We start from the raw sequence: 3,147 nt of genomic DNA, 5'->3' as shown, positions 1-3,147 counted from the left end.
ACAAATGGCTTAAAACCGTAAATTTTAAAAAATAAAAATGAAAAAACTGCGTAGAAGCTTAATTCTGCGCAGTTTTTTAGTATTTAGAATACCACAGGTTAGCCCTGTGGTTACGGAAAGATTCTAGCAGTGAGTAAAAATAAAAAAGTAATAGAATAAAATTCAAGAAGATTTAGTTTATGTTAAGAGAATAAATAGCCACGTTTATGAAGTGTATAGTAAAAAAGGTAAAAGATAAGGATACTTTGGGGTAGATAATGAAAATATGAGGGTGACTCATAATTGTTTTTATATATCAAATATGATAAAATTTAACTATTTAAATTGAGTTTCAGTTATTTAAATTAAGGGGGTGATGTAAAGTGTCAAAAAAAACAAAAATATATTTAATAATTATAATTTCATTAATTTTAATATTTATTTATACAACATTTAATAAAACTATATATTCTGATAAGTTTTATTCACCAACAAATAAAAATTTTATTAGTATTAAAGCTAAATATGCTACATTATTTGGACCTTCTTCAATAAAAATATACTGTAGAAATAATAAAGTACTAGGAATATTTAATCAAGAAATTATAAATACTAAAATATATAATGATGGTGGAGCAATAGATGAATCTAATTTTTATGTAAAATGGGATGATGATTATAATGTTACAATTACTATATCTGGTGATGAGCAAAAAGATGAAATTTTTGAAGTAAAATTTTCAGAAGATATTTTTTATGAAATAGTTAAATAATGTATATTTCTTATAAAAATATGATTTAAATGTAAATATAAATATAAATAGATAGGTATAGAATATTTATATGAGTAAAAACTCACTCAAAATTTAGTTAATTTTGAGTGAGTTTTTATTAGTAAGATGTTATTTTATGTTATTGAACTATCTATTCTAGCTAATACAAAATCAGCCAATGTACCATAAATGGCTCCTTTTTGAATAGATGTAGGTATTTTTCCAGCACCAGGATAGTCACCTATTCCTAAATATATAAGGTCTGAAGGCCCTTCCATTAAGGTTTGGAATGCTTCATCTCTTCCACCTAAGGCGGTTATAAAAATACTAAATCTACTAGAATTCCTATTATTATAATAATAATTTCTGAATGCCTCTGAGATATTAAAAGAATTTTTTAATAAGTCTCTATAAATATTTTCAGCATCAATATCAGAATTAATATCTTCCTTAGGAAAACTACTATTAGGATTTCCTAACCAGTCTTTAGATACTGATATTAAGTAGTCAAAGTCATTTGAATTATTAGTTTTTGCTAGAATTTCATTAGTAAATGTTGTAAGATCACCTTGCCAACCATTCCATTCTTTTGGAATTGGAGAATCTTCTTTTAAATATCCATCTAAAGTAGCACAAAGATGTCTAAAGTCTATACTATTATTCTTACTGTCTGTTAATACAACATGTTGTTTTAGTATATTGGCTGTATATGGATCCTTAGTTTCCATAACTCTAACTAAATTTTGATCTATTAATCCTGCTGCAATGTTCCACTTAGTTCCATGATATTCATAGCATCTACATAATGTAAGAGTTGCTTTGCCTAATGTACGATTATTAACTAAAGTTCCAGAATAATAATCTTTAACTATACTTTCTACTTTTTTTAGTAAATTAACGATTGTATACATATCACATACATAAGATTTTGTTTCCATAAATATAATCTCCTTTAAATTTGTTTGATAAGTGACTAGTCGTTAATTATAAAGAAAGAATTAATATATTTGTAAACATAAAAATAATAAAAAAGTAAATAAGGTTAAAAGATAAAATAAGTAAAAAATGAGATATTAAATTTTTAATATCTTCTAAGTTTCTTAAAAAACTTCAAGGACAAAAACATAGTTTTTTTATGTCTTCCAAATCATTTTTTATTTTAGGAAGAATTTCATTGAGTTGTTGGATGATTTTTTGATAATTTTCTTCTCTAATTTGATTTTGTTTTAGAATGTATAGTAGAAGATATCCAAATAATAAAGCAAAAGTTCCTTGGGTTGTTAAAAAGTTAAATAGATCAGTATCCATTTTGTTCACCTCCTTCATAATATATAAAGTAAATAATATGATTAAAGTAAACATTTAAATAATTTGGTTAACTAGATAAACTATCTAATCTTAATATAAACATATCTAAGTGAACTTTTTAACTGTATTTAGTATCTTTCTAAAATTAACAAATAAAAAATAATTAATAATCTAAAAAATATATAAAATAATAAAAAAATGTATAAATTTGTAGAAAAATTCTATATTTACTATTATATAATTCCTTTCTTTTTAAAAGTAGGAGGGGAATTAATGAATAAAGAATTTATTTTTAAAATTATAGATGTAAAAAAAAATAATAAAGATGAAAGTATGTTAGATATATTAGCTATTTTTGATAACATAATAAATAAATATTCAAGAAAATTAAATGGAGAAGATACTAAGCAAGATTTATATGTTTTTTTAATAAAGCTTATAAATAATATAGATGAATTATCAATTGTTAATTATGAAGATAAACAAGTATTATCTTATTTTTCTAAATCATTAAAAAATGAGTACATAAGATTATCAAAAAAAAATGATAGAAGAAAAAATAATGAGGACTACAATTGTGAAGATAGAGTATGGGGTTATAATTTTATAGAAAGTAATATTGAAGTTGTAGATTCGATTAAGAATCTAAATAACTATGAGAAAAAAATAATAAAGATGGTTGTGCTTAATGGATATAGTGTTTCAGAAGTGGCTAAAAAGACAGGAAAATCAAGACAAGCAATAAGTCAAGTTAAGAATAGAGCTATAAGTAAATTGAAAAGGTGTACTTAACATAATAAAAAACATATATTAATTTTTTAATATATGTTTTTTATGTTTTCTAAATCATTTTTTATAGTTGGAAGAACTTCATTTAGTTGTTGAATTATTTTTTGATAATTTTCTTCTCGAATTTGATTTTGTTTTAAAATATATAGCAATAAATAACCAAATAACAAAGCAAAAATACCTTGAGTTGTTAGAAAGTTAAATAACTCTGAATCCATAACATACACCTCCTTATATAAAATATAGAGCAAATAAATAGGGAAATAGTAAACATTAAAATTTGAAATAAATAAAAAAA

Annotated in this window: 5 protein-coding genes; 2 read left to right on the top strand and 3 right to left on the bottom strand. The window is 22.6% G+C overall.

The features are described 5' to 3' along the window. Window positions 1–362: 362 nt before the first annotated feature. Window positions 363–752 (top strand): hypothetical protein, encoded by a 390-nt coding sequence (locus HCG70_RS17140; protein ID WP_055292513.1) that lies wholly within the window; start codon window positions 363–365, stop codon window positions 750–752. A 134-nt stretch (window positions 753–886) separates the two neighbouring features. On the opposite strand, the gene HCG70_RS17135 is transcribed toward HCG70_RS17140, so the two are convergent. Together HCG70_RS17135 and HCG70_RS17130 are read right to left on the bottom strand one after the other, a co-directional pair. Next, window positions 887–1,690, bottom strand: a complete 804-nt coding sequence (locus HCG70_RS17135) for a hypothetical protein (RefSeq protein ID WP_055292511.1) — start codon at window positions 1,688–1,690, stop codon at window positions 887–889. A 172-nt stretch (window positions 1,691–1,862) separates the two neighbouring features. Further along, window positions 1,863–2,060 (bottom strand): BhlA/UviB family holin-like peptide, encoded by a 198-nt coding sequence (locus HCG70_RS17130; RefSeq protein WP_221698070.1) that lies wholly within the window; start codon window positions 2,058–2,060, stop codon window positions 1,863–1,865. Between the two features lie 273 nt (window positions 2,061–2,333). Here HCG70_RS17130 and HCG70_RS17125 point away from each other — a divergent pair, with 273 nt between their 5' ends. Next, window positions 2,334–2,852: a sigma-70 family RNA polymerase sigma factor gene (locus tag HCG70_RS17125; protein WP_221698069.1), complete on the top strand. Its 519-nt coding sequence runs from the start codon at window positions 2,334–2,336 to the stop codon at window positions 2,850–2,852. A gap of 26 nt (window positions 2,853–2,878) precedes the next feature. Here HCG70_RS17125 and HCG70_RS17120 read toward each other — a convergent pair whose 3' ends face one another. Next, entirely contained in the window at window positions 2,879–3,067 is a 189-nt protein-coding gene (locus tag HCG70_RS17120) for a BhlA/UviB family holin-like peptide (protein WP_055292505.1), read from the bottom strand. Window positions 3,068–3,147 lie beyond the last annotated feature (80 nt).

Source organism: Clostridium sp. K04 (assembly GCF_019734375.1).
Taxonomy (GTDB): domain Bacteria; phylum Bacillota; class Clostridia; order Clostridiales; family Clostridiaceae; genus Clostridium; species Clostridium saudiense.
Note: the sequence above shows the minus strand (reverse complement) of the source record. Positions and strands in the feature narration are given on the sequence as shown.